23 protein-coding genes and 1 tRNA gene are annotated in these 23,258 nt (G+C 62.2%); 16 read left to right on the forward strand and 8 right to left on the reverse strand.

Annotated features, from left to right (window positions below):
* The first annotated feature begins 266 nt into the window (after positions 1 to 266).
* Positions 267 to 629: a cupin domain-containing protein gene (locus KUV49_RS11780; RefSeq protein ID WP_222450110.1), complete on the forward strand. Its 363-nt coding sequence runs from the start codon at positions 267 to 269 to the stop codon at positions 627 to 629.
* A 3-nt stretch (positions 630 to 632) separates the two neighbouring features.
* On the opposite strand, the gene KUV49_RS11785 is transcribed toward KUV49_RS11780, so the two are convergent.
* Positions 633 to 3,722, reverse strand: coding sequence for an efflux RND transporter permease subunit (locus tag KUV49_RS11785; protein ID WP_222450111.1), 3,090 nt, complete (start codon positions 3,720 to 3,722; stop codon positions 633 to 635).
* Positions 3,719 to 4,810, reverse strand: coding sequence for an efflux RND transporter periplasmic adaptor subunit (locus tag KUV49_RS11790; RefSeq protein ID WP_222450112.1), 1,092 nt, complete (start codon positions 4,808 to 4,810; stop codon positions 3,719 to 3,721). Before KUV49_RS11790 ends, KUV49_RS11785 begins: the two co-directional genes overlap by 4 nt.
* A gap of 549 nt (positions 4,811 to 5,359) precedes the next feature.
* On the opposite strand from KUV49_RS11790, the gene KUV49_RS11795 reads away from it, so the two are divergent.
* The gene (locus tag KUV49_RS11795; protein ID WP_222450113.1) at positions 5,360 to 5,965 is read left to right on the forward strand and encodes a response regulator transcription factor; all 606 of its coding nucleotides are present in this window, start codon (positions 5,360 to 5,362) and stop codon (positions 5,963 to 5,965) included.
* Between the two features lie 242 nt (positions 5,966 to 6,207).
* Here KUV49_RS11795 and KUV49_RS11800 read toward each other — a convergent pair whose 3' ends face one another.
* Together KUV49_RS11800 and KUV49_RS11805 are read right to left on the reverse strand one after the other, a co-directional pair.
* Complete coding sequence (locus KUV49_RS11800; RefSeq protein WP_222450114.1) at positions 6,208 to 6,897, reverse strand: hypothetical protein; 690 nt, start codon at positions 6,895 to 6,897, stop codon at positions 6,208 to 6,210.
* A 272-nt stretch (positions 6,898 to 7,169) separates the two neighbouring features.
* Positions 7,170 to 7,259 (reverse strand) — tRNA-Ser (locus tag KUV49_RS11805).
* Positions 7,260 to 7,443: 184 nt separating this feature from the next.
* Here KUV49_RS11805 and KUV49_RS11810 point away from each other — a divergent pair.
* The 8 genes from KUV49_RS11810 (at position 7,444) to KUV49_RS11845 (ending at position 14,647) form a co-directional block, all read left to right on the forward strand.
* Positions 7,444 to 8,217: a DUF2059 domain-containing protein gene (locus KUV49_RS11810; protein WP_222450115.1), complete on the forward strand. Its 774-nt coding sequence runs from the start codon at positions 7,444 to 7,446 to the stop codon at positions 8,215 to 8,217.
* A 27-nt stretch (positions 8,218 to 8,244) separates the two neighbouring features.
* Positions 8,245 to 9,051, forward strand: coding sequence for a DUF2059 domain-containing protein (locus KUV49_RS11815; RefSeq protein ID WP_222450116.1), 807 nt, complete (start codon positions 8,245 to 8,247; stop codon positions 9,049 to 9,051).
* A gap of 224 nt (positions 9,052 to 9,275) precedes the next feature.
* Positions 9,276 to 10,013: a 50S ribosomal protein L21 gene (locus KUV49_RS11820; RefSeq protein WP_222450117.1), complete on the forward strand. Its 738-nt coding sequence runs from the start codon at positions 9,276 to 9,278 to the stop codon at positions 10,011 to 10,013.
* An 11-nt stretch (positions 10,014 to 10,024) separates the two neighbouring features.
* Positions 10,025 to 10,294, forward strand: coding sequence for a 50S ribosomal protein L27 (gene rpmA / locus KUV49_RS11825; protein ID WP_152492328.1), 270 nt, complete (start codon positions 10,025 to 10,027; stop codon positions 10,292 to 10,294).
* A gap of 214 nt (positions 10,295 to 10,508) precedes the next feature.
* A complete protein-coding gene (locus KUV49_RS11830; RefSeq protein WP_222450118.1) occupies positions 10,509 to 11,045 on the forward strand; it encodes a GNAT family N-acetyltransferase in 537 nt (178 codons plus the stop codon).
* 162 nt (positions 11,046 to 11,207) lie between these two features.
* Positions 11,208 to 12,245 carry a GTPase ObgE gene (obgE, locus tag KUV49_RS11835; RefSeq protein WP_222450119.1) on the forward strand — a complete coding sequence of 346 codons (1,038 nt, stop codon included), beginning with the start codon at positions 11,208 to 11,210 and terminating at the stop codon, positions 12,243 to 12,245.
* The gene (proB, locus tag KUV49_RS11840; RefSeq protein WP_222450120.1) at positions 12,233 to 13,339 is read left to right on the forward strand and encodes a glutamate 5-kinase; all 1,107 of its coding nucleotides are present in this window, start codon (positions 12,233 to 12,235) and stop codon (positions 13,337 to 13,339) included. The genes obgE and proB overlap by 13 nt, the downstream gene beginning before the upstream one ends.
* A gap of 42 nt (positions 13,340 to 13,381) precedes the next feature.
* Positions 13,382 to 14,647, forward strand: a complete 1,266-nt coding sequence (locus KUV49_RS11845) for a glutamate-5-semialdehyde dehydrogenase (protein WP_222450121.1) — start codon at positions 13,382 to 13,384, stop codon at positions 14,645 to 14,647.
* Here the strand turns inward: KUV49_RS11845 and KUV49_RS11850 are convergent.
* On the reverse strand, positions 14,634 to 15,242 hold the full coding sequence (locus KUV49_RS11850; RefSeq protein WP_222450122.1) for a histidine phosphotransferase family protein: 609 nt from the start codon (positions 15,240 to 15,242) through the stop codon (positions 14,634 to 14,636). The genes KUV49_RS11845 and KUV49_RS11850 overlap by 14 nt on opposite strands.
* 28 nt (positions 15,243 to 15,270) lie before the next feature.
* Here KUV49_RS11850 and KUV49_RS11855 point away from each other — a divergent pair, with 28 nt between their 5' ends.
* The 3 genes from KUV49_RS11855 to KUV49_RS11865 all read left to right on the forward strand — a co-directional run bounded on the left by KUV49_RS11855 (position 15,271) and on the right by KUV49_RS11865 (position 17,196).
* A complete protein-coding gene (locus KUV49_RS11855) occupies positions 15,271 to 15,453 on the forward strand; it encodes a DUF3553 domain-containing protein (RefSeq protein ID WP_222450123.1) in 183 nt (60 codons plus the stop codon).
* A gap of 145 nt (positions 15,454 to 15,598) precedes the next feature.
* Positions 15,599 to 16,366, forward strand: a complete 768-nt coding sequence (locus KUV49_RS11860; RefSeq protein WP_222450124.1) for a GNAT family N-acetyltransferase — start codon at positions 15,599 to 15,601, stop codon at positions 16,364 to 16,366.
* Entirely contained in the window at positions 16,363 to 17,196 is an 834-nt protein-coding gene (locus KUV49_RS11865) for a lysophospholipid acyltransferase family protein (protein WP_315899505.1), read from the forward strand. Before KUV49_RS11860 ends, KUV49_RS11865 begins: the two co-directional genes overlap by 4 nt.
* Positions 17,197 to 17,216: 20 nt before the next feature.
* On the opposite strand, the gene KUV49_RS11870 is transcribed toward KUV49_RS11865, so the two are convergent.
* Complete coding sequence (locus KUV49_RS11870) at positions 17,217 to 17,837, reverse strand: thiamine phosphate synthase (protein WP_222450125.1); 621 nt, start codon at positions 17,835 to 17,837, stop codon at positions 17,217 to 17,219.
* A 127-nt stretch (positions 17,838 to 17,964) separates the two neighbouring features.
* Here KUV49_RS11870 and KUV49_RS11875 point away from each other — a divergent pair, with 127 nt between their 5' ends.
* The 3 genes from KUV49_RS11875 to KUV49_RS11885 are packed head-to-tail and all read left to right on the forward strand — an operon-like array spanning position 17,965 to position 21,372.
* On the forward strand, positions 17,965 to 18,708 hold the full coding sequence (locus KUV49_RS11875; protein WP_222450126.1) for an RNA methyltransferase: 744 nt from the start codon (positions 17,965 to 17,967) through the stop codon (positions 18,706 to 18,708).
* Between the two features lie 49 nt (positions 18,709 to 18,757).
* Positions 18,758 to 19,897, forward strand: a complete 1,140-nt coding sequence (gene ctaA, locus KUV49_RS11880) for a heme A synthase (RefSeq protein WP_222450127.1) — start codon at positions 18,758 to 18,760, stop codon at positions 19,895 to 19,897.
* Entirely contained in the window at positions 19,894 to 21,372 is a 1,479-nt protein-coding gene (locus KUV49_RS11885; RefSeq protein ID WP_222450128.1) for a carboxypeptidase M32, read from the forward strand. Before ctaA ends, KUV49_RS11885 begins: the two co-directional genes overlap by 4 nt.
* 5 nt (positions 21,373 to 21,377) lie before the next feature.
* Here KUV49_RS11885 and KUV49_RS11890 read toward each other — a convergent pair whose 3' ends face one another.
* Positions 21,378 to 22,133 (reverse strand): SDR family NAD(P)-dependent oxidoreductase, encoded by a 756-nt coding sequence (locus tag KUV49_RS11890; protein ID WP_222450129.1) that lies wholly within the window; start codon positions 22,131 to 22,133, stop codon positions 21,378 to 21,380.
* Between the two features lie 58 nt (positions 22,134 to 22,191).
* On the reverse strand, positions 22,192 to 23,244 hold the full coding sequence (locus tag KUV49_RS11895; protein ID WP_222450130.1) for an AbrB family transcriptional regulator: 1,053 nt from the start codon (positions 23,242 to 23,244) through the stop codon (positions 22,192 to 22,194).
* Positions 23,245 to 23,258: the final 14 nt, after the last annotated feature.

Raw genomic sequence — 23,258 nt, forward strand, 5'->3', positions numbered from 1 at the left:
GGCCAAACTGGCGTCTTCAAGCATCGCAACCCAGCTTCCAACGTTTCATTCGCCGGCGAGACCAGGCTCGGGCATCTCTGTCGGCCTCAGCATGAACCTGCGGGATCAAAGCGGGCGAGTCCAAACAGGTCGGCTGACCCTGTCGGTTGCCGGCGGCTCAGACTTGCAAACAACCAGCGCGTGGCGTCGCGCACATCGTCGAACTGGCGCTTTGTGAATCGTCGCGATTCGCCTATCTTCTCGTTCGGGACCGCCAAGGAGGCTGCATGAAACCGATTCAGAAAGATGAACGTCGCGTCGCCAATATCCGGGACGACGATGCGTTTCAGCCCTATGACCCTGTCACCGAACCCGGCACGTCGATGTTGAAGCTCAACACCGACCTGCCACGGGATGTGGGATTTTACATTTACCGCATGGAACCTGGCGCGCGCACCACGCCGCATCGTCATGGCGGCGCCGAAGAGTTCCTGATGCTGGAAGGCGAGCTTATCGACAATGACGGCATGGTCTATCGTCAGGGCGACGTGGTCTGGCTCGCGCCAGGTACGGAACACACCTCCCATACCGAAACAGGCTGTATGATCGCCGTATTTGCCGAGGACCGCGAAAGCCCGCCAGCAGCATAGAACTTACATCGCCGCTTTGGCTTTCGAGAGATCCCGGTCGAGCCGTTTTTCCAACGCGCCCTGCGGGCGGGTGAAGCGGGCCAGAAGATCATAGAGCACCGGCGTCACCACCAGCATGAGCACGGCCGAAAAAGATAGACCCGCCACGATCACCGTGCCGATCGCTTGGCGGCTCTCGGCACCGGCGCCGGTTGCCATGACCAGGGGCAGGGCGCCAAGGATCGTCGAAATCACTGTCATCACGATCGGGCGCAGGCGCAGAGCGGCAGCCCGGATCACCGCCTCGCGTATGTCCAGCCCTTCGCCGCGCAACTGGTTGGCGAACTCCACGATCAGGATACCGTTCTTGGCCACAAGGCCCACCAGCAGGATGATCCCAATCTGGCTGTAGACGTTCAGCGTCAGCCCCCCGAGGGCCATTGCATAGATCGCGCCGGCCAGGCCCGCAGGCACCGTCAGCATGATGGTGACAGGGTGCACGAAGCTCTCGAACTGGGCCGCCAGTACCAGGAACACGATCAGCAAAGACAGGACCAGAACAAATCCAACTCCGGCGGACGTGTCCTTGAAGGTGCGCGATTGTCCCTCGTAGCCGAGCTTTGCCTGGACGGGCAGAATGGTGCGGGCCGCGGTTTCGATCGTGTCGAGCACGGTCCCGAGTTGCGCTCCGGGTTCGAGCGCGCCGGACAACTGCACCGAGGGCAGCCGGTCGAAGCGCCGCAAGCTGGGCGCGGCGGCATTCTCGCGCAGGTTCACCAGCGCTCCCAACGGTACAAGTGTTTCCCCGTCACCGGCCCGCACGAAAATATTGTCGATGTCCGAGGGCGTGTTGCGGTCGGCTTCTTCGGCTTGCAGGATGACCGGGTATTCGCGTCCCCGGCTGACAAATCCGGTGACCTCGCGCGAGGCGAGAAGTGTCTGCAACGTGTTGGCTATGGTTTCGACCGAAATTCCCAGATCGTCGGCGCGGGCGCGGTCGATGGAGATGTCCAGTTGTGGCAGGTTCTGATCGAAATCGATCTCGGGATTGACCAGACCCGGTATGGTCTCGGCCTCTGCCTGCAAGAGCTCAGCCCATTCCTTTACACTTTCGAAATCCGGCCCGCCGACCACGACGCGGACCGGGGTGGAGTTGCCGCGCAGCCCCAGGCCCGCAGGCGTGACGGGAAAGCCCCGGGCGATGGTCACGTCCCCCATCTGAGGCGCGATCTGGCCGACCACCTCCGCCACGGTCATGTCGCGTTGTTCCCAGGGCGCCAGCCGAAACACCACGAACGATCGCCACGGACGGTTGCCCCATCCGGTAAATGTGAAAACCGTCTCGATCACGCCGGACTGACGCAACGGCTCGAGGATATCCTCGACCTGCCTCGCGGCGATATCCGAATGTTCTACAGTGCTGCCCTGCGGCGCGGTCAAGGGAACGAAGCCCACGCCGCGATCTTCGCGCGGGGCCAGTTCGCGTGGAAGGTCGTCATAGAACAGGGCTGCGCCACCCGTCGCTGCCAGCGCAACCGCAAGAACGATGAGCGGCGCGCCCACGGCCCGCCGCAGCAGGGACTGGTAGACCCGTTGCGTCCAACCCAGTCTTTCGCTGTCGTCCGATGACACACCGTCGCGCTGTCGCAAGACCTTGGACGCCAGTGCCGGGCAGGCGGTGAGCGCCACGAAGGTCGAAATCGCGACCGTTCCGGCCATCACCCAGCCGAACTCGACGAACAGGCGCCCGACCTGGCCCGGCATGAACGAGAGCGGCACGAAAACCGCCATCAGCGTCAACGAAGTTGCGATGACCGCGAATGTCACCTGGCGAGCGCCGCGATAGCTCGCAGCGAGTGGTGTCTCGCCCATCTCGATGCGCCGCTGTATGTTTTCCAGAACGACGATGGCATCATCGACCACCAGGCCGATCGCCAGCAACAGCGCCAACAGCGTCAGCGTGTTCAGCGAAAATCCCCAGGCCGCGATCAGGATGAAACACCCGACCAGCGAGACCGGGATCGCCACGAACGGGATCAATGTGGCGCGCGGGCTGCGCAGGAACACGAGGATCACCAAGACCACCAGCCCCAGCGAAATGCTCAACGCGATCAATACCTCGCGGATCGAGGCGCCGACGAACAGAGCGTCGTCCGAGCCCACGATCAATGTCATCCCTTGGGGCAGGGTAGGCGTGATGGCCGCGATTTCGGCACGTACGGCCTGGCTGATGGCAAGCGTGTTGGATTTGCTCTGGCGCAGCACGGCGATACCCACCGCATCGGTTCCGTCGGTGCGCACGATGGTGCTGTCGTCGGCCACGCCGGGCTCGACCCGCGCCACATCGCCCAGGCGTACGGGAAAGCCCGCGACACGGTCCAGCACGACATCGCGGAAATCCTCGATACTGCTCAGGCGCGAGTTCAGTCGGACGGTTAGCTGCCTGTCCTGTGACTTGACCTCTCCGGCGGGCAGTTCCAGATTGTTGCGCCTCAAGGCCGTCTCGACATCCGCGACGGTCAGCTTGCGGGCCGCAAGCGCGCGGCGGTCGAGCCAGATGCGCACGGCGAACGGCCGCTCGCCATAGATGTTCAGGTCGGCCACGCCGTCGACCGTGGCGATCCGATCGGCGATGAAGCGGTCGATATAGTCGGTGATCTCGGCGGTGGTCATCCGGTCCGACGTGACGGCCAGCCGCATGACCGGATCGGCATCCGCGTCGGATTTGACTACGCGCGGCTCTTCCGCTTCCTCGGGCAGCTGGCCCGTGACCCTGCCGATTGCGTTGCGCACGTCGTTGGCCGCGTTGTCCAAATCGCGCGAGGCCTCGAACTCCAGCGTGATCCGGCTGCGTCCCTGGCGCGATTCCGAACTGATGGAGCGCAGGCCGGTTATCGCGGCGACGGCACCTTCGAGGGTTTCGGTTATGTCGGTGTCGATAACCTCGGGCGCCGCGCCGCGGTAGTCCGTCGTTACGGTCACGACGGCGTTGTCCACGTCCGGCAATTCGCGGACCGGAATGCCCTGAACGGACGCCAGCCCGAAGACGAGAATCAAGAGGCTGGCCACGGCAGCCAGAACAGGGCGGCGGACCGCAATGTCGGACAACGTCATGTGTCGCCCTCGGACGCGTCCGGGGACAGCTCCGCCGCCTTGACCTTCACTTCCGCACCGTCACGCAGACGGCCCAGGCCGCGTATCGCGACCTCCTGGCCCGGCTGCAATCCCGACAAGATGGCGACCTGGCCATCCTGACGTTGGCCTGTACGCACCGGAGTGCGTATCGCGACGCCGTCGGACACGCCGAAAACATAGGTCTCGGCGGCCTGAAACACGATGGCCTCTTCAGGGACCATCAATGCGTCGCTTTCGGACAGGGTCAGGGTCAGCGACATGAACATGCCGGCAGGCAGCAGTCCTTCGGGGTTGGGGATCACGGCGCGAGTGCGAAACGCCCGCGAGACAGGGTCGATGCGGCTGTCGACGGTATCGATTTGCCCTTCAAAAATGTGGTCGTCGAAGGCCACGCTGCGCGCTTCGACCGTCATGCCGCGCCGCACCTGTGCAAAAAGTGTCTCCGGCAGGGAAAATTCCAGCTCAACCTCGCTGAGGTCATCAAGGCGCGTGATCACGTCGTCGCTTGTCACCCGCGCGCCGCGATCCACTTCGGCCAGGCCCAGCACACCGGCAAATGGTGCAAGGATGGTCCGGTCGTCGAGACGCTGCCTAGCTCGGTCAAGCTGGGCTTCGGCTTCGGCCAAACGAGCCACCGCCTCTTCTAGCGACGCCTGACTGACAGCATTGGTGCTGCGCAACTGCTCTATCCGTTCCAGCACCTGGCGCCGTTCGGTCAGCCGCGCTTCGGCTTCCGCCAGGTCGGCGCGTTCGATCGCATCATCCAGCCTGACAAGAAGCGCGCCCTGCTCGACCTGGGCGCCCGGCGTTATCGCAAGCTCGACGATGCGTCCGTCCGACTCGGGCACGATCTCGATCGAGATGGCGGCCCGGGTCGTGCCGACCGCTTCTACAGTCTGATAGAGACGTTGCGTTTCTGCCGCCGCAACTTCGATGGTCACCGGGCCGGAGTCGCGTGCTTCGGCGGCCTCCGCCGGAGGGGCCAGGTAGGTTTCGTAACCCCAGTAGCAGCCATATCCGATCCCCCCTAGGAGGCAGATCAGCAAAAGCTGTTTGAAAACGGACATCCGGCGGCTCCATGGCTCCTTTCCGCCTCGAAAAACGAACGTGGCAGAAAGGTTGCAGCAGGTTAATCCAACGGGACCGAATAGCAAGCACTGCGCAGGGTCCAACCCCATTAACCGAGAACGCGAAATTGCTCCCGGTCTGGTGTGGTTCGCACGTGGGCAAAGCGAGAAATGCGCATCCACAATCGTGGAAGTTGCCGGAGATTTCCTTGTCAGCTCAGCTTTTTTGGATTGATAAGGGTCAAGCAAGTATCAATCGGGTACATCAGTTAATTCGCCGGCCCCGCGGTGAGGCTGTTGCAATCATCGTCGGCGCGCGCGTGATCAAATAACCGTTACTGCCGGTCGTGATGCCGCGAGCTTTGCGTCTGCAGGTACCGACTACAAGTATCCCGTTTGACAAGCAGCTTGAAAGCCGGCTCAGCCTCTGCTTTCGATAGGATTGGTGCCGGCCATAGTGCAATGATATGAGCTTTAAGAGTGCCCGTGCCGGAAGCCTGTCCGGCGCGGAAGCACGGCGCAAAACGACAATGTAAACAGAGCACGGTCATGAACAAGATACTGCTGGCCGATGACCATGACCTCGTCCGGGACACGATTGCGTTTTTTTTGACGTCCAATGCCGGTTTTCGCGTCGAGCAGGCGGGCTCGCTTGACGAGGCGCTCAAGATCAATGCCGAACGCGGCCCGTTCAACCTGATCCTGCTGGATTACACAATGCCGGGTATGGGGGCGCTGTCCGGTCTTACCCGGATGTGTGCCCTGTCGGGTTGCCCGGTTGCGATCCTGTCAGGCACAGCCCCACCGGATATCGCCCGGCGCGCCTTGCGCGCAGGCGCCGCGGGTTTTCTTCCCAAGACGCTCGATCCTCAGGCTCTGGTAACAGCGATCCGGAAAATGCTCATTGGCGAGACCTTTCTGCCCGAGAATTTTCTTGCAGAGGCACCGACCGCGGCCAACGCCGCGTCGTTGACGCCGCGCGAGCAGGAAGTCCTGAGACGGGTTGCCGAGGGCAAGCTGAACAAGGAAATCGCCCGCGATCTGGAGATCCAGGAAGTAACGGTGAAGCTCCACGTCAAGACGTTGTCCCGCAAATTGCGCGCCAGGAATCGCACCCATGCGGCGATGCTCGGGCGAGACATGGGGCTGGTCTAGCGAAGGCCGCGAAACGTCCGTTCCGCAATTCCGACAAACGTCTGCGTCTATATCTCAATTTGGCAAAGAAAATGGGAGACTACTTCACTCGACTTACGCTACTGAAATTGACAGCAAAGATGCGAATGGACGTCCATAATTCGTTGTGAAAAATAAGTTCACCTACCGAACAGCAAAGCAAATTTTCCTGCTGGTACATTCCCCCAATCCGTTGCAACTGCAATCATACTTAAGCCGCCGAATTACTCAGCGATAAACTCGCCCGATCGAATGACTGGATTGATCAGCTTTTTAGTAAGGGGACAGGTAACAAGCATTGTTGAAGGAAGTTTATCGAACTTTGTTTTCTTAGGCTGCAAAACCAACCTGTATTCCTTCTGGAACTCGAAAAACCTAGCCTTTTGGAATGGGTTGGGTGGTGTATAAGCCGCTCCTATCGGGGTGACCGTTTGTGATACGGAGGTGGAGTATATAACACGGCCAAATTGCAGGTCAGTGAAAGCACTGCGAACTGGACGTTTTGATGGAAGCCTTCCTTTCCCCCAAATGAGTCTTGCGATACGTTCAATATCCATCAGGTTAGCGGCAGCGTCGTAGTTGCTGGGTTCCTTGAAAAGCATCTGCGAACTCATGTCATTTGCAACGCCCACCGAGAAACATGAAATCCAACAAAGATCGGCTTCATATAAGATCGTGATATTTTTGATCGAAGATCCTGTAGCGCCGGGGCCAAATACCCATCCGGGGCCAAGGGGCGTCGGCCCATGCGAAGTACGATAGGCGTAATCTGGGATATCAATTGAAGTGCGGCCCTCAAACCAATCACCTATTGGTGGCGGTTGATCGTGAAACTGATCAAACCGTTTGAATAGGAAGGTGCCCTCCAATAAGCTGTCTAGGTTCTCCGAATGTAGAAACTTTGAGACAATCATAGGCGACCCCACAATTCGGCCTGCGACATATTACTATTCTATTTGAATTTGCATAAGTTCGATCTTCCCCAACTGAATTGGTCCGGGCGTATAGTTAGGAAGCGGGGGACAAAAGATGGGAATTAAACGACACAAGCCAGAAGATATAATCAAAAATTTGCGACAAGTTGACGTACTTCATGTCCTAAGCCTGCTGCGTGTGCTCCATTATGGGCAATGGCTTGCTGGATATCGTCAATGTTTCCGTTGCACGAACAGTAGCTAAGGAAATGTGGCGGAGAGACAGGGATTCGAACCCTGGGACCCCGTGAAGGGTCAACGGTTTTCGAGACCGCCCCGTTCGACCACTCCGGCACCTCTCCGCGGGGGTCTGGAGGGTGCGTTTAATCGCCTTTGAACGGAGTGACAAGGGGTTTGCCTTGTTTCGTTTCGGATTTTGCCTAGGTTGAGAGAAACCGTGAGACCCTAGGAGGTATCGTGACCCTATCGCGCACAATTCGTCCCCTTGTTTTCATTGCCGCTCTGGCTGTTGCGCTGCTTGCCGCAATGCAGGTCCGTGCCGCCGACCGCGACAGGCTTGAGGCTTTTCTCGAGGTGACGGGGTTCGGGGTCGCCCTCGATAGTATCGCACTCGCGGCCGGCGACGCGCCGGCGATGCTGGGGATGCAGACAGGCGACTTCGGATCGGACTGGAGCCGTGTCTCACAGCAGGTTTTCGACACCGAAAAGATGCAGGAAATGGCCTTGGACATCTTGTCCGAAACCCTGAGCGACGAGCACCTGTCCCATGCCGCGGAATTCTATGCGTCGCCTTTGGGGCAGCGGCTGGTCGAAGCCGAGAACGCCTCGCACATGGTAGAGGATGACGAGGCCAAGCAGCAGGAGGGCCGTGCGCTCGTGGCCGAAGCGGTGGAACAGGGCGACGAACGGGTCGAAACCCTGCAGAATCTGAACGAAGCGGTGGATTCCGATGGAAATTCGGTACGAGCCGTTCAAGAGATCCAGGTCCGGTTTCTGATGGCCGCATCGAATGCCGGCATTCTCGAGCAGGACCTTGATGAAGGGGCGCTTCGTGCCGCCATGAAGGCGGGCGAGGACGAAATGCGCCAGGCGATGCGGGCCTCGGCCCTTGCCGGTGCAGCCTATACGTACCAGAATTTCTCGAACGACGAGTTGCAGGCCTATCTTGAGGCGCTGGAGCATCCCGATATGCAGACCGTCTATCAGCTGATGAACGCGGTACAGTACGAGATCATGGCGAACCGCTTTGAGGTCCTTGCCGCCCGCATGGCCGAAATGCACCCTGGACAGGAGCTCTGAACCGCAATGACTGGTGCAGGATCTTTTGTGATCGGCACGCTTTCGGCGGCGCTGATCTTTTGCAGTCCGGTGCGGGCGCAGGACAGTGACAGCGATCGGCTTATCGCGCTCATGCGGATTGGCGATACGGTCGAAATCATGCGCGAGGAAGGCTTGCGCTACGGGGCTGAGATCGGCGCCGAGATGCTTCCCGATGTGTCACCCGACGACTGGAATCGCACCGTGTCGCGTATCTATGACGCCGAGAAGATGGAAGCGGTTATCACGCAAGGGTTCGAGTCCGCGCTGGACGGAGAGGATGTCGCCCCTCTGGTCTCATTCTTCGAAAGCGACCTGGGCAAGGAAATCATTGGTCTCGAAATCGACGCCCGTGAAGCGTTCCTGAGCGAAGAAACCGAACTTGCCGCGATCGACGCCTACCAGGACGCGCAGGATCAGCAAACTGAGCTTTTTAAACAGGTCGAGACCATCATCGCCGACAGTGACCTGGTTGAATACAATGTCATGGGCGCGATGAATGCCAACCTGATGTTCTATCGCGGTCTTGCCGACGGCGGCGCCATCGACCTGGGAGAATCCGACATGCTGGCCGATGTCTGGGCGCAGGAATCGTCCATACGCGCGGAATCCGAGGCATGGCTGGGCTCGTTCCTGATGACCGCCTACCGTCCGTTGCAAGCTCAGGAACTGGCCTCTTACGCCGAGCTTTACCGCACCGCAGAGGGCCGAGTTCTGAACACGGCCGTATTCAACGCCTACGACCGGATGTACGATGAAATCTCGTATCTGCTGGGGCAGGCGGTGGCGGAACACATGCGCAGCGAAGAACTTTGACGCCATCCGGCAGTCGGCCGATGCCGCCAGGGTCCTGAAAATCCGCTATTGCAGCGGGTGCAAGGCTTGACTTTGGAGCGCACCCCTAGGATAAGCGGCCATCCCGGCGGGGTGACTCGTGCGGGATTTAATTTTTTTACGCCCCTCGGGGGCGCGCCGTTCGAGGCACCTAACGCCGGTTGACCCCGGGGCCACAGAACGCGGAAGACAAAGGGAAGCGAAAGATGTTTGCGGTTTTGAAAACCGGCGGCAAGCAGTACAAGGTCCAGTCGGGCGATATGCTGCGCGTCGAGAAGCTGGCAGCGGATGCCGGCGAGAAAGTCCAGTTCAACGAGATCCTGATGCTGGGCGGTGACAGCCCGGTCGTCGGCGTTCCGCTGATCGAAGGCGCGGCCGTCCAAGCCGAGGTCGTCGATCAGATCAAGGGCGACAAGGTCATCAACTTCGTCAAGCGCCGCCGGAAGCACGGCTCGCAGCGGACGCGCGGCCATCGCCAGCAACTGACGCTCCTGCGCGTGACCGAAATCCTTGAAAAAGGCGCGGACAAGTCGGGCGTGAAGGCTGCAGTCGGCGCCAGCGCACTGGCCGCCGGCATGGGCAAGACCCGCTATGCCGACAACAAGGCCGAGCAGGCCGAGATGGCCAAGCGTGTGAAGAACGACGAAGCCAAGGAAAAGAGCGTCGCCAAGAAAGCCGAACCCAAAGCCGAGAAGAAGGCCGAGGAAAAGAAGGCTGCCCCCAAGAAAGCCGCCAAGGCCGAGGGTGGTGACGACCTGAAGAAGCTGTCCGGCGTGGGTCCGGCGCTTGAAAAGAAACTGCACGAGGCAGGCGTGACCACGTTTGCCCAGATCGCGGCATGGACCGCCGATGACATCGCCGAGATGGACGAGAAATTGTCCTTCAAAGGCCGCATCGAGCGTGAAGGCTGGGTCGAACAGGCCAAAGAACTGGCCAAAGGCTAAGGAGAGACGATATGGCACATAAGAAAGCAGGCGGTTCATCCAGAAACGGTCGCGACTCGATCGGCCGTCGTCTTGGCGTCAAGAAATACGGCGGCGAAGCCGTGATCCCCGGCAACATCCTGGTACGTCAGCGCGGCAACAAGTTCTGGCCGGGCGACGGCGTGGGGCAGGGCAAGGACCATACCCTTTTCGCGACTGTCGAAGGCGCCGTGCATTTCCGCAAGGGCCTGAAGGGCCGTACCTTTATTTCGGTTCTCCCGGTGGCGGAGGCCGCCGAGTAAGCCGAACCTTCAAGGCAAGATATTCAGGGGGATCGGCACATCGCCGGTCCCCTTTTTAATGTGCCAGGCCGTGACCGCATCCGTTCCGGACAAATGGAGGAGACCGGACGATGCCGATCCGCGTGGCAAGGCAGGCTGCACTTGGGATGGTGCGCGGCTTTGTCGACGCAACCTTGGCCTGGGACCTGATGGTGCTTTTCGGAGGAGACAGCACATGAAAATCGAAGAGCTTGTTCCCGAAGCGCTGATCGCAACGGAACGCTTTGACCTTCGTCCGATCCGCGCATCGGATTCGGGTCTTGTGGGACTTTATGCCGGGGACGAGCGCGTAGCGCGGTTCACGTCCTCGATCCCGCATCCGATGCCCCCCGGTACAGCCGAGGCGTTCATTGCCCGCGTGATGGACCCGGAGCATCCCGAGGATGTCTGGGTTCTGGATGGCACGCGCATCGGCGGGGGCGAAGTCATGGGCGTTATCGGCCTCACGCGCATGGATCGCAGCCAGTCCGAGATCGGATACTGGATCGCTCCCGCCTACTGGAACAGCGGCCTCGCAAGCGCGGCGGTAACGGCTCTTCTGGACGCGAATCCCCAGGATTCCTGCACGATTTTCGCGAGTGTCTTCCAGGACAATGCGTCCTCGGCCCGTGTCCTGACGAATTGCGGGTTCCGTTATCTGGGCGATGCCGAAAGCTTTTCGGTGGCGCGCAAGGCGACGGTGCCCACCTGGACCTACAGTCGGACCGTATGAATGGATGGCATGGTCCTTGTTCCCGTCGGGCGTGCGAGCCGGTTCATAGGTCCGAGCGCCAGGCGGTGGCGCAAGCTCAAGCCGCACCTTCCTGCGCCCGCAGTCTTGAGCCGGATCGCATTTCGCACTACGCACAAGTCCTGACGCCATCTGGGGCATGACATGAAGTTTCTCGATCTCGCCAAGGTTTACATCCGCTCGGGCAGCGGCGGCAACGGATGCATCAGCTTCCGGCGCGAGAAGTACATCGAATACGGCGGTCCCGACGGTGGCGACGGCGGCGGCGGCGGCTCGGTCTGGGCCGAAGCCGTGGACGGGCTGAACACCCTCATCGATTTTCGCTACCAGCAGCATTTCTTCGCCGATAATGGCAAGCCGGGCATGGGCAAGCAACGCACCGGCGCGGATGGCGACGACATCTTGCTGCGCGTGCCCGTGGGCACCGAGATCCTCGACGAGGATCAGGAGACGGTGATCGCCGACCTGACCGAGGTGGGCGAGCGTGTCTGCCTTGCCAAGGGTGGCAATGGCGGATGGGGCAACCTGCGATTCAAGACGTCGACGAACCAGGCGCCCCGCCGCTCCAATCCCGGGCAAGAGGGTGTCGAGCGTACCATCTGGCTACGCCTCAAGCTGATCGCGGATGTCGGCCTCGTGGGTTTGCCCAACGCGGGCAAATCGACGTTCCTGGCGGCCACGTCCAATGCGCGACCCAAGGTTGCCGATTACCCCTTCACCACGCTGCACCCCAACCTCGGTGTCGTCGGCGTCGACAATACCGAGTTCGTGGTCGCGGACATTCCCGGCCTGATCGACGGCGCATCCGAGGGGCGGGGGCTCGGCGATCTCTTCCTGGGTCACGTGGAACGCTGTGCCGTGCTCTTGCATCTGGTTGACGGGTCGTCCGGCACGCTGCTCGACGACTACCGCACGATCGTACACGAGCTGGAGGCCTATGGCGGTGGTTTGGCCGAAAAGCCGCGCGTCACCGTGCTGAACAAGATAGACACTCTGGACGACGAAGAACGGGATTTCCTGAAGGAAGAGCTCGAGGCACTGACCGGATCGAACGTTCTGCTGATGTCCGGCGTCTCACGCGAAGGGGTGACGGACGTGCTGCGCGCGCTGCGGGCCTATATCGACAAGGGCCGGTTGCGCGAGCGGTCGGGTGACGACGAGGACGCCCCGTGGCAACCGTAGCCGACGCGAAGCGCCTTGTCGTCAAGATCGGGTCTGCACTGCTTGTCGACCGTGACACCGGCAAGCTGCGGCATGACTGGCTGATCGCGCTGGCCGAGGATGTGGCGCGCCTGCGAAATCGGGGCACCGACGTGATACTGGTGTCCTCGGGGTCCATCGCGCTTGGCCGGGGCGTGCTGAAACTGCCCGCCGCCGATCTGTCGCTGGAGCAATCCCAGGCCGCTGCCGCCGTCGGTCAGATCCAGCTTGCCACCGCCTATACCGAGGTTTTGGCCAAGCACGACATCATCGCGGCTCAGGTCCTGGTCACGCTGGAAGACAGCGCCGACAGGCGGCGCTATCTCAATTCCCGGGCGACGCTGGAGCAGCTTCTGTCACTTGGCGTGGTTCCGATCGTGAACGAGAACGACACGGTCGCGACCGATGAAATCCGCTATGGCGACAACGATCGCATGGCGGCGCAGATCGCGGTGACCGCCGGTGCGGACCAGTTGATCCTGCTCAGCGACGTGGACGGGTTCTATTCCGCGAACCCCAGGGTCGACCCGGGCGCAAAACGCTTCGACCTGATCTCGCATATCACGCCCGAGATCGAGGCGATGGCGGGCGCTGCAGGGTCGGGCCTGTCGAAGGGGGGCATGAAGACCAAGCTGCTGGCCGCCCGGACCGCCACGGCGGCCGGATGCGACATGGCGATTACGGAAGGGTCGGTGCTGCACCCGATCAGCGCCCTGGAAAATGGCGCGCCGGCAACGTGGTTCGCCGCACAGGGCGATCCGCAGCAAAAGCGCAAACAGTGGATTGCCGCCATGAAACCGAAGGGCCGGCTGATCGTCGATGCGGGCGCGGTCAAGGCACTGCGCGCTGGCTCCAGCCTTCTGGTGGCCGGTGTCGCAGATGTGACCGGGCGGTTCGGTCGGGGCGACGCGGTCGAGGTCGCGGACGAAACCGGCGCAGTACTGGGGCAGGGGCTGACGCGCTACGACGCCTCGGATGCTGCGCGTATCAAGCGGCTGCGCTCGGACCAGATCGAGGAGGTGCTGGGTTATCCCGCCCGTGGCCCGCTCATACATCGGGACGATATGGCCATATGACAGGCGTGCTGATAGTTTCGGCACGAACGAACAGGTGAAGCGATGAAAGACCTCGAAAACATTCCGGCTGTGATGGAAGAGATCGGCCAGCGCGCCAAGGCCGCGGCGGTGGTGCTGGCAACGGCGTCGCCAGAGGCGAAAACGCTTGCGCTGACCTCGGCCGCGCAAGCGGTCTGGGACAATCGCGCCGATATCCTCGAGGCGAATGCCAAGGACCTCGCATTCGGCGCGGAGAAAGGTCTTTCCGATGCCATGATGGACCGCCTCATGCTCGACGAAGCCCGCATCGGGGCGATCTGCGATGGGCTGAGGGCCGTCGCGGCGCAACAAGACCCCGTGGGCGAGGTGATCGAGGAATGGGATCGTCCCAACGGCCTGCATATTCGCCGTGTCCGCACGCCGTTGGGCGTGATCGGCGTGATCTACGAAAGCCGGCCGAATGTGACGGCGGATGCAGGTGCCTTATGTCTCAAGTCCGGCAATGCGGTGATCTTGCGCGGTGGCTCGGAGAGTTTTCATTCCTCGGGCGCGCTGCACCGTTGCCTCGTCGAAGGGCTCAAAGAGGCCAAGCTGCCCGAGGACGCCATCCAGCTTGTGCCCACCCGTGACCGGGCTGCCGTTCAGGCCATGCTGACGATGACCGGCACGATCGACGTGATCGTACCGCGTGGAGGCAAAGGGCTGGTCGGCCTCGTGCAGCGCGAGGCACGGGTTCCCGTCTTTGCCCATCTCGAGGGCATCGTGCATATCTACATCGACAAGGACGCCGACCCGGAAAAGGCGCTGCGCGTCGTGATGAACGCCAAGACCCGCCGCACGGGCATCTGCGGCGCGGCAGAGTGTCTGCTGGTCCACGAAGACGCCGCCGATACGATCGGACAGGGCGTCATCCGCGCACTCCTCGAAAAGGGGGTGGAAGTGCGTGCAGACCCGGCGCTGCAATCGGTTTCGGGCACCGTTCCGGCCGACGATACGGACTGGGGATTCGAGTTTCTGGCGATGGTCATGGCCGCAAAACAGGTGAAAGACCTGTCGGAAGCCATTGAACATATAAGGAAATACGGGTCACAGCATACGGATTGCATCATCACGGAAGACGATGCCGCGGCGGAGCGCTTCTTTGCCGAACTGGACAGCGCGATTCTGATGCGCAATGCGTCCACGCAGTTCGCTGACGGTGGAGAATTCGGCATGGGCGCGGAGATCGGCATCGCAACCGGAAAGATGCACGCCCGTGGCCCCGTTGGCGCCACGCAACTGACCAGCTTCAAATACCTAGTGGAAGGCGACGGGGTTACGCGCGCCTGAGCTGGACCTCGGCCGCCTCGTCGGTCAGGTTGGCAGAGCAGTCGAGCCGCGCATCCCAGGCCGCCGCCGGAAGGATCAGGAACTGGACATGAGCGGGCGCCGGCAATGCCGTGCCCTGTGTACCGTTCAACAGGTCCCACAACTCGGGATCAGAGTTCATCCGGTCTGCCGTCGCCCGCACGAGCCAGCCTTCGTCCGAAAGCGTCATCGTGATCCGGCCGCCGTAGGGCACTGCCTGTTCGGCGCAGAGCAGGGCAAGCAATACCGCCCTGACTTCGCGCCGGGGATAATGACCGGGTGGAAACGCGTCGATCACCGTCCGCTCATCCGCGTGGAGGTCGTGAAGAATCGAATTGACCTCCTCGGCGCCGGTCTCCTGATCCGGACTGGCGACACCGAAGGCCAGGCGGAAAAACCGGATGCGGGCATTGGCATGAGCCACGCTGTCAACAACCAGCGCCAATTCGGGCGATGCGGCGGCCCCGGACAATTCAAGCAGTTCGATGCCGTTGCTGACCGCGCCGATCGGACTGATGAGGTCGTGGCAGATCCGAGAGCCTATCAATGCGGCGATGGCGTTGGTATCACTGACCAAGTCGTGTCCTTTCCCGCGGAGTCCGCCGATGTCCGATCTGAACAGTATCCTCGAGCCCGGTATGCTTGTCGTCCACCCCGATCAGCCGGATTGGGGCACCGGACAAGTCCAGTCGAATATCGATGGCAAGATCACCGTGAACTTCCAGGATGTAGGTAAAGTTGTTATCGACGGCTCCCGCATTGAGTTGCTGCCCATCACTGAACCATGATCTTGGTTACTGGAACGTTAACACGTCTTGGGAACATCGCAAGTCCGCGTGGCTCGGCAGGCAAGAGCCGTCAGCGGTCTGTTGTGGTTGCAGCCCGGGGCGGAAACACCTTAAAACCCGCGCAGCCATTCTGAGCAGGACCCTGATGTATACTCGCGATGTGCAGTTCACCGTAAGGCTGGCCCGGGACGAGGCCGATCTGCAGGCGGCACAGCGCCTGAGATACGATGTTTTCGTCTCCGAACTTGGCGGTGACGGACCTCTCGTGGATCACGAAGCGAAGCTGGAGCGTGATCGGTTCGACCCGCATTTCGACCATCTTCTGTTGTCGGACGATTCCCGTGGCGGGGCGATCGTGGGGGTCTATCGCGTCCTGCGCGATGACCAGGCAGACAAGGCCGGTCAATTCTACTCCGAGGATGAATACGACCTTTCGGTTCTCAAACAATCAGGGCGGCGCATCATGGAGCTTGGCCGTTCCTGCCTGGCGGAAGGGTATCGCGGCGGCGCGGCCATGTACCATCTGTGGAACGGGCTCGCGCGGTACGTGACCGAGCATGACATCGAGATCCTGTTCGGCGTCGCCAGCTTTCACGGCACCGATCCGGCAAAACTCGCGCAGCCGCTTTCACTTCTGCATCACAGGCATCTCGCGCCCGAGGCCCTGCGGGTCCGCACCGTGGCGGAACACTACCAACCGCTGGATCTCGTGCCCGAAGACCAGATCGACCGGCGCGCGGCGATGCTGCAGGTGCCGGCGCTGATCAAGGCCTATCTCAGACTGGGCGGTTTCGTGGGTGACGGCGCTTTCATCGACGAAACCTTCAATACGACCGACGTGTGCCTCGTTATGGATACCGGGCGCCTCAACGCACGACAGAAGGCGATCTATTCGAAAGGAGCCGACCTGTGAGCCCGACCTGGGAATCGCGACAGCCTGCGAAGATGGCGAAGGTCCATCCGATTGGCTGGCTGATCCTGGCGCTCCGCCTGATCGTTCTGGTCGCGATCATCGTGCCTGGCGTCTTTGTGGTGCTGATCCTGCGCCTGGTTGAGCCCTATTTCTTCGACCGGCGCCGTCCCTTGACGGCCTGGCTGCAACGCTGGGCGATCTGGGCTGGGTTGCGGATCATCGGCCTGCGCTATCGGCGCGAAGGCCGGCCGATGCGCGATCACGGGGCGGTCGTGGCCAACCACGCGTCCTGGATGGATATCTTCGCGCTCGGGGCGGGTCAGGCGATCACTTTCGTGTCCAAGGCGGAAGTAGCAGGCTGGCCCGGTATCGGCTTTCTTGCCCGGTTGGTCGGCACCGTGTTCATCAATCGCAACCCGCGGCAGGCCGATGCCCAACGTAACCAATTGAAGACCGAACTGGACGCGGGGCGCAAACTGTTGTTCTTCCCGGAAGGCACCTCGACCGACGGAATGCGCGTGTTGCCTTTCAAATCCAGCCTGTTCGCAGCGTTTGCGGATCTGGAAACCGGGATGCGCATTCAACCTGTCACCGTCGTATATATCGCTCCCGATGGCGTCGAGGAGCCGCGCTTCTACGGCTGGTGGGGCGACATGGACCTCGGTCCGCACATGGTGCAGGTCCTGTCGCGCTTTCCCCAAGGCGGCGTGCGGGTGATCTATCACGAGCCACTCAGGATCAGCGATTTTCCCGACCGCAAGAAACTGGCCCAGGCCCTGGAGGCTCGGGTCAGAAGTGCCATGCCCCCGGAAAGCGCTTTGCCCGGATGACTGCAGCCCCCTGATCCGGGTCAGGCCCCGGCTGCGATCAGGTTGGCCAGCGCGGCACTGGGATCATCTTCGCGCCAGATTTCCTCGCCGATACCGAAAAAGTCCGTCATGGTTACAAGATGCGCTATCGTGGCCTTGTCCAGCGCGCCCTCGGCGACGACAGGCACCTCGATCATCTGCGACCACCATTCGTAAAGCTCCGGCTCCGCCTGCGACCCGTCGCCCAGGGCGGACACACCCGCCGGCCCGAAGCTGACGTAGTCGGCGCCGGCCTCGGCCGCGCTCATGCCCTCGTGCCGCGACGTGGCGCAAAAAGCGCCCACGATCGCGTCCGGCCCCAATTCCTTGCGCGCCTTGCGTACGGTGCGCGCACCGTCTGTCAGGTGAACACCATCCAATCCCAGACGATCAGCCAGAACGAAATGCGTGTCGATCACGATGGCCACGTCGCGAGCGTGGGCTACCTCGCGGCAGGCATCGGCCGCACGGCATAGTGCCATCTCGTCATGCGTTGAAAGTGCAAGGCGGACACAGGCGATCTCGTGGTCGTCCAGAACCCGGCCCAGGGCCTGCGGAAATCGCGCCAGTTCGATTTCTGGCGGGGTGATCAGGTAAATCTGGGGCTGCTCGGGCTCGGCCATGGTCTTGTCGTCCTGTTTTTGCCCCTATAACCGGGATTTGAACAAGCGTCTACGGGTCGCGATTGCGCCGGTTTACGCTTTCCCGTGCTCACCGCGTCGACTATGGCAGGGCCGGTGGAGGGTCTGGATGAGGGACGACAAGATGCAGCCGCGTTTCGTGTTGGTGCGCCCGCAAATGGGCGAGAATATCGGGGCCGCGGCCCGTGCAATGTGGAATTTCGGTCTTGACCGGATGGTGGTCGTCGCCCCACGCGATGGCTGGCCCAACCAGAAAGCCGTGGCAATGGCCAGCGGCGCGGGACGTTTGCTGGACGAGGCGCGGCTGGTCCCCGACCTCGCGACCGCGGTCGAGGAAGACACCTTCGTGATGGCCACGACGGCGCGCATACGCGGCCTGACGAAACCCGTCTTCAGCCCGGAAGGCGCGATGCAAGAGGCCGCCCGCCGCCTGTCGCGCGGCGAGCGTGTGTCGGTCCTCTTCGGGCCGGAGCGTGCGGGGCTGGAAAACGAGGACGTGGCGCGAGCGAATGCGATCATCAGCGTGCCGGTGAATCCGGATTTTCCCAGCCTGAACCTGGCGCAATGCGTTTTGCTGTGCGGGTACGAGTGGCGTCGCGCCTCGGAGGCGGTCGAGGCTACGCGAGTGGACATGGCCGGCACCGAATGGGCCAACCAGCAGGAGATCGAGGCCCTCTCGTCGCATTACGAAGAACGCCTCGAGGACGCAGGCTTTTTCTTTCCCGAGGCCAAGGCCCGCGGTATGAAGATCAACCTTCGTAACATGTGGAGCCGCATGGCCCTGACGCGCGCGGACGTGCAGATGCTTCACGGAGTGCTGCGGCAAATGGTGCGATGGAAGGAGCGCGGTTGAAGCGCGGCGCGGCGCGGATTACTTTCGCGCCATCTGAAGAGGGCGGAGCATGAGCGAAAAACGCAGCATTTTCCAAGAGGTGTCCGACGCCGATGTCCCGCGGGACACGCCGCGAGGCGGCATGATAGACGCAGGCCGCCGGGGCGCGCGGGGCGCGGTGCGCCTGTGGCTGATGCTGCTCTTCGCACTGGTCGTCGTGATGATCGCCGTGGGCGGGCTAACACGCCTGACCGACAGCGGTCTGTCGATCACCGAATGGAAACCCGTCACCGGCGCGTTGCCCCCCATGGACGCCACCACGTGGGACGCCGAGTTCGAGAAGTACCGCGCGATCCCCGAATACCAGCTTCAGAACAAGGGCATGAGCCTGTCCGAGTTCAAGACGATCTATTGGTGGGAATGGGGGCACCGGCAACTGGGCCGCGTGATCGGACTTGTCTGGGCTTTGGGTTTCCTGGTGTTCCTGGTCACGCGGAAAATCCCGCCCGGCTGGGCGGGCCGCTTGCTGCTGTTGGGCGGGCTTGGCGGGCTTCAGGGGGCGATCGGCTGGTGGATGGTCAGTTCGGGGCTCACGGGCGAGATGCTTGACGTGGCCAGCTATCGGTTGGCCGTGCATCTTGGGCTGGCTTTCGTCATCCTGGGCTTCATTGCATGGTACGTGATGTGCCTTGGCCGCGAAGAGCGCGAACTGATGCAAGCCCGGCGCAGCCGGGAAGGCAAGCTGTTCGGCCTGTCCACCGGCTGGCTGCATTTCGCATTCCTGCAGATCCTGATCGGTGCCCTTGTGGCGGGAATTGACGCGGGCCGCACCTTTACCGACTGGCCGCTCATGGCGGGCGGCTTCCTGCCGGTCGATTTCTGGATGCCGGAACTTGGGATCAGGAACTTCTTCGAGAATCCCGGCCTGGTCCAGTTCATGCACCGCATGACCGGCTACCTGCTGCTGGCCTTCGGTATCGTGGTCTGGTTACGAGGGCGCCGCTCTGCCCATGCCCTGACGCGCGGGGCGTTCAATTTCGCGTTTCTCGCGCTGGTCCTGCAGGTCGTTCTGGGGATCATGACCGTCCTATACATCGCGCCCTGGCAACTGGCGATCACGCATCAGGTTCTCGCTGTGATTCTGTGGGTTCTGATCCTCAGAGCACGCTTCCTCAGCCAGTACCCCGTCGTTCGATCGGTGCGCGGATGAGCTTGCCGACCACATACGACGCGCTCATGGCGCATGAGCGGGAAACCCAGGCGCTGGCCCGCATCGCCGGGCGGCTGGGCTGGGACCAGGAAACCGTCATGCCGCGCGGGGCCGCAGGACAGCGGGCCGAGGAAAGCGGTGCGATGGAAAGCGTCCTGCACGCGCGGCGCACAAGCCCGCAGGTTGGCGAGTGGCTGGAACAGGCCGTCGCGCCCGACGAGGACGGCGCCGCGCAGTTGCGCCTGATCCGCCGCAGCTATGATCGCGCGGTCAAGGTGCCGTCCGAACTCGCCGCGGCCCTCGCGCGACTGACCAGCCGGTCCCAGGGCATCTGGGCCGAGGCGCGCGCCAATGACGACGTGGCCGCATTCCTGCCCACGCTGGCCGAGGTGGTCAAACTGCGGCGCGAAGAGGCGGCTGCCCTGGCAGAGGGCGGCGATCTCTATGACGCGCTGGTCGATGATTTCGAGCCTAACGGCAAGGCGGCCGAATTCGCGCGAATCTTCGACGAGATGCGGCCCGGGCTGGTCGCGCTACGGGAACGTGCCTTGACCGCAGCCCCCGTGGCGCCCCTGTCGGCCAGTTTCGACATGAATAAACAGATGGTCCTCGGTCAGGAATTGGCCCGCACATTCGGCTATGACCTGACGCGCGGGCGAATCGACCGCGCGGTGCATCCATTTTCCAGCGGCTCGGGCGACGACGTTCGCATCACCACCCGCACGGTCGAGGACGATCCGTTCAACTGCGTTTATTCCACGATCCACGAGGTCGGCCACGCCTGTTACGAACAGGGCATCGACAAGGCATTCCTGCTGACCCCGGCGGGGCAGGGCGTATCGATGGGCGTGCATGAAAGTCAAAGCCGGATTTACGAGAACCAACTGGGCCGTAGCCGTGCCTTCTGCGGGTATCTTTACGGACGGATGCGCGACGTCTTCGGAGACTTTGGCGTGGCGGACGAGGACGCGTTCTATGCGCTCGTGAACCGCGTGCATCGCGGCTATATCCGGACCGAGGCCGACGAGGTGCAATACAACCTTCATATCATGCTGCGGTTTGATCTGGAGCGAGCACTGTTTTCGGATGACCTTCAGGTCGAGGACCTTGAGGTGGCCTGGAACGACCGTTTTAAAAGCGATTTCGGGTATGACGTGGACCGCCCCTCACACGGCGTGTTGCAGGATGTCCATTGGTCTGTGGGCCTCTTCGGATATTTCCCGACCTACAGCCTGGGCAATGTCTATGCCGGTTGCCTGCACGAGGCGCTGCGCCGGGACGTACCTCAGCTCGACGATCAACTGGCCAAGGGCGACCTGTCTGCGGCAACGGGCTGGCTGAATGAGAGGGTACAGCGGCATGGGGGCCGATTCGAGCCGAAGGACGTCATCACGCGCGCCTGTGGTGCCGCCCCGTCTGCCGCGCCCCTGATGAGCTATCTGGAGACCAAGTTCGGTGCGCTGGCAGGCGGCTGATACCCTCACTGCATCCGCAACGCGCCGTCCAGCCGAATGACCTCGCCGTTGAGATAATCGCATTCGACGATGAAGCGCGCCAGCGATGCGTATTCGTCCGGGTCGCCCAGCCGCTTGGGAAAGGTGACGTCCTGCGCCAGCCCGTCCTGCACGTCCTGCGGCAGCCCCTTCAGCATGGGCGTGGCGAATATGCCCGGAGCAATGGCCATCACCCGGAGACCGGCGCGGCTCAGGTCCCGCGCCATGGGGACCGACAATCCCACGATGCCGCCTTTCGAGGCGGCATAGGCGGTCTGGCCCTTCTGGCCTTCGAAGGCGGCGATCGACGCGGTGTTGATGATCACGCCGCGCGTGCCGTCCGCTGCCGCAGCGTTCTGCGCGATTTCCTCGGCGGCCAACCGGGCCACGTTGAAGGTTCCGATCAGGTTGATGTCGATCGTCCGGCGGAACCCGTCCAGGCTGTGCGGCCCTTCCCGGCCCAGCGTCTTTTCTCCGGTGGCGATGCCGGCGCAGTTGACGGCGGCGGTGATGCGCCCCATCTCGCGCTTGGCCGTGGAAATCGCCGCCTTGACCGAGGACTCATCCGTCACGTCTGTCTGGGCGAATGCCGCGCCGATTTCGGCTGCCACCGCCGCACCGCGATCAGCGTCGCGATCCAGCAGCGTCACCTGGGCGCCATGAGCGCGAAAATGCCGTGCCGTCGCTTCGCCCAGGCCCGAGGCGCCTCCGGTGATGATCGCGGCGGTTTCAGTGATCTGCATGGGGCCTCCGGGACTTTGAAATGAACAGCCGTTCAGATAATCCAGAACACCCGCGCTGTCAAAGCTTGCGGCGCAGGAAGCTGGCGCTCAGTCCCAGGCTCACGACGGTGATCAGGATACGAAAGATGTGGTGCAGCGTCACGAAAGCCGGATTGGCCGACAGGCTGAGCGCCACGAGGGACATCTCGGTGACGCCGCCCGGGGCAAAGCTGATCAGCAAGACATCGAAAGGTTGGTCAAGCGCTTGCATCAGGGCCAGCGCGAAGATGATCGCGAGCCCCATCATCCCGCCGACGCACAAGATCGTCAGCCCCATCCCGCGCAGGACCAGGCCGCCGGACAATCCCGAAAACCGCATGCCAAGGGCTGTTCCGACAACGATCTGTGCCACGTTCACCAGCCATTGCGGGACATCGACATGGTACAGTCCGGTCAGCGACAAGACTGCCGCCACCGCAAGAGGCCCGGTCAATTGCTTGGCCGGCAATCGCAGCAACTGGCCAAGGGCAAGGCCCGTCCCGCCGGCGACGGCAATATATGGAAACGCCTGCCACGGCACGTCGCCCCGGGCCAGCGTGACGCCCGAAGAACTGCCGACCGGGTGCCCGACCCAGAGCGACAGGCCGATCGGCAACAGCGTGACCACGGAGATGATTCGCAGAAACTGTTGCAAGGTCAGGCGGGCCGGGTCGGCGCCAGCTTCCTCGCCCAGGGCGATTGACTCGAACAGACCGCCGGGGGCCGATCCGTAAAAGGCGGTGGGGCGATCATAACCTCCGATGAACCGCAGGATGGCATATCCATAGGCATGGGCCACGACCACGAACAGCGTCAGTGCCAGGAAGCTGATCGCCAGGCGCGACGCCTCGCCGAAAAGGTCCGGCGTCACCTGCGCCCCGATCATCAACCCGATGATCGAGATGAACACGAGCCGAAGCTGCGGTGGAAACCTGTAACCCGTTGGCAAGCGCGCTGAAAAAATGGTCGCGACGGCCCCGGACAGCGCCAGTGGGCCGATCATGAAGGGCAGCGGAAACCCCATGGCCTGTGCCGCGAATGCCGCGACACTTGCCAGCGCAAGCAGGATGAACGTGGTCAGCAGGGAGTGCATGATCCCCTTGAACC

Origin of the sequence: Roseovarius atlanticus, from assembly GCF_019802205.1 — a bacterium.
In the GTDB taxonomy this organism is placed as follows: domain Bacteria; phylum Pseudomonadota; class Alphaproteobacteria; order Rhodobacterales; family Rhodobacteraceae; genus Roseovarius; species Roseovarius atlanticus_A.

Bases quoted from the DNA above. Each gene is read 5' to 3' on its own strand.
- KUV49_RS11780 (WP_222450110.1), top strand. From the start codon at position 267: ATGAAACCGATTCAGAAAGATGAACGTCGCGTCGCCAATATCCGGGAC.
- KUV49_RS11785 (WP_222450111.1), bottom strand. From the start codon at position 3,722: ATGACGTTGTCCGACATTGCGGTCCGCCGCCCTGTTCTGGCTGCCGTG.
- KUV49_RS11790 (WP_222450112.1), bottom strand. From the start codon at position 4,810: ATGTCCGTTTTCAAACAGCTTTTGCTGATCTGCCTCCTAGGGGGGATC.
- KUV49_RS11795 (WP_222450113.1), top strand. From the start codon at position 5,360: ATGAACAAGATACTGCTGGCCGATGACCATGACCTCGTCCGGGACACG.
- KUV49_RS11800 (WP_222450114.1), bottom strand. From the start codon at position 6,897: ATGATTGTCTCAAAGTTTCTACATTCGGAGAACCTAGACAGCTTATTG.
- KUV49_RS11810 (WP_222450115.1), top strand. From the start codon at position 7,444: ATGCAGGTCCGTGCCGCCGACCGCGACAGGCTTGAGGCTTTTCTCGAG.
- KUV49_RS11820 (WP_222450117.1), top strand. From the start codon at position 9,276: ATGTTTGCGGTTTTGAAAACCGGCGGCAAGCAGTACAAGGTCCAGTCG.
- rpmA (WP_152492328.1), top strand. From the start codon at position 10,025: ATGGCACATAAGAAAGCAGGCGGTTCATCCAGAAACGGTCGCGACTCG.
- KUV49_RS11830 (WP_222450118.1), top strand. From the start codon at position 10,509: ATGAAAATCGAAGAGCTTGTTCCCGAAGCGCTGATCGCAACGGAACGC.
- obgE (WP_222450119.1), top strand. From the start codon at position 11,208: ATGAAGTTTCTCGATCTCGCCAAGGTTTACATCCGCTCGGGCAGCGGC.
- KUV49_RS11845 (WP_222450121.1), top strand. From the start codon at position 13,382: ATGAAAGACCTCGAAAACATTCCGGCTGTGATGGAAGAGATCGGCCAG.
- KUV49_RS11855 (WP_222450123.1), top strand. From the start codon at position 15,271: ATGTCCGATCTGAACAGTATCCTCGAGCCCGGTATGCTTGTCGTCCAC.
- KUV49_RS11860 (WP_222450124.1), top strand. From the start codon at position 15,599: ATGTATACTCGCGATGTGCAGTTCACCGTAAGGCTGGCCCGGGACGAG.
- KUV49_RS11870 (WP_222450125.1), bottom strand. From the start codon at position 17,837: ATGGCCGAGCCCGAGCAGCCCCAGATTTACCTGATCACCCCGCCAGAA.
- KUV49_RS11875 (WP_222450126.1), top strand. From the start codon at position 17,965: ATGAGGGACGACAAGATGCAGCCGCGTTTCGTGTTGGTGCGCCCGCAA.
- ctaA (WP_222450127.1), top strand. From the start codon at position 18,758: ATGAGCGAAAAACGCAGCATTTTCCAAGAGGTGTCCGACGCCGATGTC.
- KUV49_RS11885 (WP_222450128.1), top strand. From the start codon at position 19,894: ATGAGCTTGCCGACCACATACGACGCGCTCATGGCGCATGAGCGGGAA.
- KUV49_RS11890 (WP_222450129.1), bottom strand. From the start codon at position 22,133: ATGCAGATCACTGAAACCGCCGCGATCATCACCGGAGGCGCCTCGGGC.
- KUV49_RS11895 (WP_222450130.1), bottom strand. From the start codon at position 23,244: ATGCACTCCCTGCTGACCACGTTCATCCTGCTTGCGCTGGCAAGTGTC.